The following is a 7,569-nucleotide window of genomic DNA, read 5'->3' as shown; positions in this document are numbered from 1 at the left end:
TAAGACCTTCAACCCCGCCCCATCCCACCACCTCCGCTCACCACTCCCCACGCTAATCAAGCACCCGTCCCTTCAAAGCAAACAACCCCTGCGGCCGCCGCTGAATAAACACAATGATGAACGCCAGCACCAGAATCTTCGCAATCACCGCCCCCGCCCAGCCTTCCAGCAGCTTGGTCACGATGCCCAACCCCAGCGCCGCCCACACCGCGCCTGCCAGTTGCCCAACCCCGCCCAGCACCACCACCAGGAACGAATCAACGATATAACCCTGCCCCATATCCGGCCCGACGTTGGCAATCTGCGACAGCGCCAATCCACCCAGCCCGGCAATCCCCGCGCCCAGGCCAAACGCCAGCGTATCCACGCGCCGCGTTGCCACGCCCACGCAGCCTGCCATCGGCCGGTTCTGCGTCACCGCGCGCACAAACAGGCCCAGCCGTGTCTTTTGCATGATGGCCCACATCAACACCAACACCGACAGCGCAAAGCCGATGATCACCACCCGGTTCCACGGCAGGATCAGGCTGGGCAGCAGTTCGATGCCGCCTGACATCCACGACGGGTTCGACACCTCCACGTTCTGCGGCCCGAACAGCGCACGCGCGGCCTGGATCAGCACCAGCGAAATCCCCCACGTCGCCAGCAGCGTCTCCAGCGGGCGGCCGTATAACCAGCGGATAACGGTGCGTTCCATCAGCATGCCCACCAGCGCTGCGGCGCAAAACGCCACCGGGATCGCCGCCACCAGATACCAGTCCTGGGCCCCGGCAAAATGCGCGCGGAACACGCCTTGGGTGACATAGGCCGAGTACGCGCCCACCATCAGCAGCTCGCCGTGCGCCATATTGATCACGCCCATCACGCCATACGTGATGGCCAGGCCCAGTGCCGCCAGCAGCAGAATGCTGCCGAGGCTCAACCCGGAAAACACATTCGCCACTGCAGCAATCCACGCCAGCCGGCTATCGATCGAGGCCACTGCGCTTTGCGCTGCGGCGCGCACGGTGGCGTCTTTTTCGTGCGCCGGGTCGGTCAATGCCAGCAGCAAACCGCGTGCTGCCGGCGAGTTGCTATGCGCCAGCCCATCCACCGCCGCCAGCCGCGCCTTGGCGTCCGGGTTTTGCAGATTGGCTTGCGCCAGTAATTGTTCGAGTTGGGCTTTCACGCCCTTGTCGGTTTCGGTTTTCAGCGCCGTGGTCAGCATCGGCACCATGGCCGGGCCGACTGACGATTGCAGCGCCTGCACCGACTTCATGCGCACGGCGGGGTCTTTATCCAGCAAGCTGAAGCCCGACAACGCGCCCTGCAGCGCGCCGCGCACGCGGTTATTGATCGATACCGTGTCCACGTCTTCCGGCGCGGGGTTCAGTTCGGCGCCGCTGACCGCGTCATACGCTTTGTCATCGGCCTTGAACCAGATCTTGCTGTCGCTGGCATACAGCGCATCGTTGCCCAGCGCGGTCAGCAGCTTTTGTGCATCGGGGCTGGCGGTGGCGGCCAGCGCGCTGATGGCGGCGATTTTCTGGTCGCTATCGTCGTCGGTCAGTTGCTTGACCAGTCTGGCGTCCAGCGCGGCCATGGCGGGTGCGCACAGCAGCCACAACAGCAGCGCCAGCACACGGGCATACACGGATTTATGCATCGGGGTGTCCCCTCGGTAACGGATCAGGCCCGTGGGCCCGATCCGCCTGTTACTCAGCAAAACTCAAGCATTCAACGCAGAACCCACCGGGGCTTACATTTCCGGTTCGTCTTTCTTCTTGTCGTTACCGGGGATAAACGGGCTCCACGGTTGCGCCTTGACGGTGGACGAGGTCTTCCACACCACGTTGAACTGGCCGTTGGCTTTGACTTCACCAATCATTACCGGCTTGTGCAGGTGATGGTTTTTCGGGTCCATTTCCAGGGTAAAGCCGCTCGGCGCCTTGAAGGTCTGGCCGCCCATAGCCGCGATCACCTTATCGACATCGGTGGATTTGGCTTTCTCGACCGCTTGCTTCCACATATGGATACCGACGTAAGTGGCTTCCATCGGATCATTGGTGACGGCGGTTTCGTAGTTAGGCAGCTTTTGCTTTTTGGCCCAGTCGCGATACATCTTCACGAACTTGGTGTTTTCCGGGTTCTTGACCGATTCAAAGTAGTTCCACGCGGCCAGTTGGCCCACCAGCGGTTTGGTATCCACGCCACGCAGTTCTTCTTCGCCCACCGAGAACGCCACCACCGGCACATCGGTCGCTTTCAGGCCGGCGTTGCCCAGTTCTTTGTAAAACGGCACGTTGCTGTCGCCGTTGATGGTGGAGACCACGGCGGTCTTTTTGCCTTGGGCGGCAAAGTCTTTCACCTTGGCGATGATGGTCTGGTAGTCGGAATAACCAAACGGGGTGTATTCCTCCATGATGTCGGCGTCCTGGATGCCCTTGCTATGCAGGTAGGAACGCAGAATCTTGTTGGTGGTGCGCGGGTACACATAATCGGTGCCCAGCAACACAAAGCGCTTGGCTTCGCCGCCGTCTTTGCTCAGCAGATAGTCCACCGCCGGAATGGCTTGCTGGTTAGGTGCAGCGCCGGTGTAGAACACGTTTTTCTCAAGTTCTTCGCCTTCGTACTGCACCGGGTAGAACAGCAAGCCGTTCAGTTCACGAAATACCGGCAGCACCGATTTACGCGATACCGAAGTCCAGCAGCCAAACACCACATCCACTTTGTCTTTGGAAAGCAGCTGGCGGGCTTTTTCGGCAAACAGCGGCCAGTTGGAGGCCGGATCAACCACTACCGGTTCCAGCTTTTTGCCCATCACGCCGCCTTGGGCGTTGATTTCGGCAATGGTCATCAGCGCGGTTTGTTCCAGCGCCGATTCAGAGATCGCCATCGTGCCCGACAGCGAATGCAGGATGCCGACCTTGATGGTGTCGGCGGCGAAAGACAGCGAACTGCTCAGCCCGGTGGCAGCCAGCAAGGTGGCCAGGGTCAGGGTTTTAACGGCGGTACGGCGGTTCATGGTGACATCTCCCGAATCTGAAACATGGTTTATGTAAAAACGGAGTTTCGTTCCTGCTTCTTGCTTTTCTGGTTCTGGTTTTTGTTGTTGTCTTTGCGTGATGTCGTACCGGGTTCTGGCCCAGTTGCAGGCCACAACCTGTGTGGCTAGCTGCTTTCTTCGCCGCGTCTACGCGCGGCATGCATCATGTGCAGCGTGATCTTGCGAACTTCGGCTTTGCTCTCGTCGATATGCGCTTTCAGCATGCGTTGCGCCTCATCGCTCCGGCGTTGCACGATGGCGCGCAGGATGGCGCCGTGCTCGTGGTAGGTCGTATCCACGCGATACGGCTTGGTAAAGTCCAGCCGGCGGATCGGGCGGATTTTTTCCGTCACTTCGCGATGTATGCGCGCCATCTCGCCATTGCCCGTGGCCGCCACCAGGGCCGAGTGAAAATTCTCGTCATGGCCCGACACAATCACGCCGTCGGTAATACGTTCGCCCACCGGCACCAGCCAGATGGCTTTCAACGCTTCCAGCTCCGGCACCGGCGCGTCGGTAACGCGTTCGCACAAGCGGCGCACCGCGGCCAGTTCCAGGATGATGCGGACGTCGTACAGGTCCTCGAAATAATCGAAATCAAACGGCCGCACCTGCCAGCCATTGCGAAATTGCACTTCGACAAAATGCTCGGCCTGCAGCCGATACAAGGCTTCGCGCACCGGCGTGCGGCTGGCGCTCAGGCGTTCGGCCACTTCGCTTTCGGTAAAGCGGTCGCCGGGCAGCAGCCGGAATTCCATGATGTCGGTCTTGATCGCCGCATAGACCCGGTTGGCCAGGTTATCGGCCGCACCGCGCCGCCGTGGCGCGGCCACGCTGGCGGCGTCAGCGGCGGGCGTTGGTTCGATCGGGTCGATCAGCGATTCGGGCTTCATACGGCGGCTTCCGCCAACACCGGTTCGATCACCAGCAAGCGCTCGCCCGGCGTGACCGCCTTGCCGGGCTGGGCGCGGATGGTGCGTACGATGCCGCTGACGGGCGCGGTGACGGCCAGTTCCATCTTCATGGCCTCGACCACAATCAGCGTGCTGCCGGCTTCCACGTGCTGGTCCACTTCCACCAGCACTTTCCAGATGCTGCCATTCAGATCGGCGCTTACCACATGGTGGCCATCGGGCACGCTGCTGTCGTCTTCCTCCACCAGTTCGGCGGCGGCTTGCGGCGCGGCATCGTCGGCTTGCCACAACGCCACTTCGGTTTCGAAGGCGACTTTCTGCTTGGCCTTGAAGTCATCGATGCTAACTGCGTTGTCGGCCAGGAAGGCTTTGTAGGCGGCGAAATCGAATACTTCTTGTTCGATGCGCAAATCAGCGCGGCCGTGGCGGAAATCTTCGCGCAGCGTGTCGAGTTCGGCTTCGCTTACCGGGTAAAAGCGCACCTGGTCAAAAAAGCGCAACAGCCACGGCTCGCCCACGGCAAACACCGGGTTCTTCAGGAAGGTGTTCCAGATCGGCAGCGTGCGGCCCACCAGCTGATAGCCGCCGGGCGAATCCATGCCGTAAATGCACATGTACACGCCGCCGATGCCCACGGTGCCTTCGGCGGTAAAGGTGCGCGCCGGGTTGTATTTGGAGGTCAGCAGGCGATGGCGCGGATCAATCGGCACCGCGCACGGTGCGCCCAGATACACATCGCCCAGGCCCATCACCATATAGCTGGCGTCGTAGATGATGTCGCGTACTTGCTCGCGGCTATCCAGCCCGTTAATACGCTGGATAAAGTCGACGTTATTGGGCAGCCACGGCGCTTTGGCTTTAACGGTTTCCGAGTAGCGTTTAACCGCACCCAGCGTGGCTGAATCTTCAAACGCCAGCGGCATATACACCACGCGCGTCGGCAGCTTCAGGGTTTCCACATCGGGCAGGCTGGCGTCGGCCAGCAGCAGATTGGCCAGCAGCTTTTGCTGGCTGATTACCTGACTATCAAAGCGGATCTGCAAGGAGCGCACGCCCGGCGCCAGTTCCAGCAAGCCTTCAATGCCCAGCTCGCGCAGTTTCTGCATCAGCAGATACACGCGCAGACGCAAAGCCAGATCGAGCACGTTGGGGCCGTATTCCAGCAGGATGTAGGTATCGCCGGCCTGGCGGTAAGTCACCGCCGGGCGTGCGCCGTTGGCGGGCAGTTCGGCCAGGATGGCAGGTGACGAAGTGGCGGGCAGCACGGTGACGGCCACGGGTTCGGGCGGCGTTAAATGCAGCGTGGCCAGTTGCTCGTCTTGCGCGGCTTGCAGCGCGGCGGCCTGTTTGTAGCTGATGGCATGAAAACGGATCTTGTCGCCGGGTTTGACCTGGCCCACTTTCCACAACTCGGCTTTGGCGATGGTAACCGGGCAGACAAAGCCGCCCAGGCTGGGGCCGTCGCGGGTCAGGATCACCGGGCTGTCGCCGGTAAAGTTGACGCTGCCGACCGCGTATTCGCAATCGTGCACATTGGACGGATGCAAACCGGCTTCGCCGCCATCGGTGCGGGTCCAGGTCGGCTTGGGGCCGATCAGGCGCACGCCCAAGCGGTTGGAGTTGTAATGCACTTCCCATTCGGCTTCAAAGAAGCTGGCAATCGATTCGGGCGTAAAGAAATCGGGCGCGCCGTGCGGGCCGTACAACACGCCGATTTCCCACAACTGGCCGTACTGCGGCACCAGCGCGGCCGGGGCGCTGCGCGGCTGGCTGGTGGGCGCGGGTGTGGTACTGGCGGGCAAGTCGGGCTGGCCCACCGGCAACATATCGGCGGCGCGCAAAGTGCGACCGGCGTGGCCACCAAACTGGCCCAGCGCAAAGGCGGCGCGGCTGCCCAGATAAACCGGCACATCGATGCCGTTGCGGATGGCCAGATAGGTGCGGCAACCGCTGCTGACGCGACCCAGCCGCAACACCTGGCCGGCGCGGATATACAGCGGTTCGTTCATTTCGCGTTGTTCGGCATCCAGCGTCACCGGGCAGGGTGCGCCGGTGACGGCGACCACGGCATCGCAATGAAACTTGAGCGACGGGCCTTGCAACGTGGCTTCCAGCGCGGCGGCGGCGATGTCATTGCCGACGATGCGGTTGGCCAGGCGATGCGCATAATCATCCATCGGGCCGGACGGCGGCACGCCGATATCCCAATAGCCGACGCGGCCCGGGTAATCCTGCACGCTGGTATAAGTGCCCGGTTCCAGGACTTCGATCACCGAGGGTTTGAATTCAAAGGTATCCAGAAAGCGGGTTGAGACCTTGCCGCTGTAAAACGCCTCGCTGGCGATAATCTGGCGCAAATAATCGAGGTTGGTGGCGATGCCATGCAGCGCGGTATGCGCCAGCGCTTTTTGCAGATTGTCGAGCGCCTGTTCGCGGTCCGCGCCTTTAACGATCAGCTTGGCCAGCAACGGGTCGTACAGCGACGGCACTTCGGTGCCGGTCTGCACCCAGCCATCCACCCGCACCGGCACGATATCGGATTCGGGAAAACGCACTTCGGTCAGCAAGCCGGGCGAGGGCTGGAATTGTTTGACCGGGTCTTCGGCGTACAAACGTACTTCGATGGCCGCGCCTTGTGGGGCGGCGTTGAGCGCATCCCAATCCAGCGCGTCCCCGGCGGCCACCCGCAGCATGCATTCGACCAGATCGAGGCCGGTAACCGATTCGGTGACCGGGTGTTCCACCTGCAGGCGCGTGTTGACCTCCAGAAAATAGAATTCATCGCGCGCGCTGTCGTAGACATATTCCACGGTGCCGGCCGAGCGATAGTTCACCGATTCGCCCAGCGCTTTGGCCGAAGCCAGCAAAGCGGCGCGGGTAGCGGCGGGCAGGTTGGGCGCCGGGGTTTCTTCAATCACTTTCTGGTTGCGGCGCTGGATGGAGCAATCACGCTCGCCCAAGGCGGCGACCTGGCCTTTGCCATCGCCAAAAATCTGTACTTCGATATGGCGTGCCTGGTCGACAAAGCGCTCGACAAACGCGCCGCTGTCGCGGAAAAACTGTTCGCCCATGCGTTGTACGCGGTCGAACGCGGCGGCCAGTTCTTCCGCCGAATTACAGCGCGTCAGACCAATACCGCCGCCACCGGCCGTGCTTTTCAGCATGACTGGATAACCAATCTTGCCAGCTTGTTCCAGCGCGTCTGCCACCGAGGCCAGCAAGCCGCTGCCGGGCGTGGTGGGTACGCCGGCTTGGGCGGCCAGCTCACGCGCACGGTGCTTCAGGCCGAACTCCTGCATTTGCAGCGCGGTGGGGCCGATAAACACGATGCCGTTGGCGTCGCAGGCGGCGGCGAATTCGGCGCTTTCGCTTAAAAAGCCATAACCAGGGAACACGGCTTGCGCGCCGGTTTGCTTGCAGGCGTCGATGATCTTGTCGATGCGCAGATAGCTATCCGCCGGGCGATCGCCGCCCAGCGCAATGGCCACGTCGGCCTGCGCCACGTGGGCGCTGTTGCGGTCGGCATCCGAGAATACGGCCACGCTGACCACGCCCAGATGTTTGAGAGTGCGGATGGCGCGGCAGGCAATTTCGCCCCGGTTGGCAATCAGTACGGTATTGAACATCTTC

Annotated in this window: 4 protein-coding genes; all 4 read right to left on the bottom strand. The window is 61.8% G+C overall.

Annotated elements, in window-relative coordinates; genetic code table 11:
* Nucleotides 1-52: 52 nt before the first annotated feature.
* Nucleotides 53-1,645: an urea ABC transporter permease subunit UrtB gene (gene urtB / locus ACYQ1A_RS17635; protein ID WP_499364007.1), complete on the bottom strand. Its 1,593-nt coding sequence runs from the start codon at nucleotides 1,643-1,645 to the stop codon at nucleotides 53-55.
* 93 nt (nucleotides 1,646-1,738) lie between these two features.
* Entirely contained in the window at nucleotides 1,739-3,004 is a 1,266-nt protein-coding gene (urtA, locus tag ACYQ1A_RS17630; protein ID WP_053939335.1) for an urea ABC transporter substrate-binding protein, read from the bottom strand.
* 146 nt (nucleotides 3,005-3,150) lie between these two features.
* Complete coding sequence (locus ACYQ1A_RS17625) at nucleotides 3,151-3,918, bottom strand: GntR family transcriptional regulator (protein WP_499364004.1); 768 nt, start codon at nucleotides 3,916-3,918, stop codon at nucleotides 3,151-3,153.
* Complete coding sequence (gene uca / locus ACYQ1A_RS17620; protein WP_053939334.1) at nucleotides 3,915-7,565, bottom strand: urea carboxylase; 3,651 nt, start codon at nucleotides 7,563-7,565, stop codon at nucleotides 3,915-3,917. Before uca ends, ACYQ1A_RS17625 begins: the two co-directional genes overlap by 4 nt.
* Nucleotides 7,566-7,569 lie beyond the last annotated feature (4 nt).

The organism is Silvimonas sp. JCM 19000 (genome assembly GCF_054652575.1).
The sequence above is the reverse complement of the archived record's forward strand: the minus strand, read 5'-3'. Positions and strand labels throughout refer to the sequence as shown.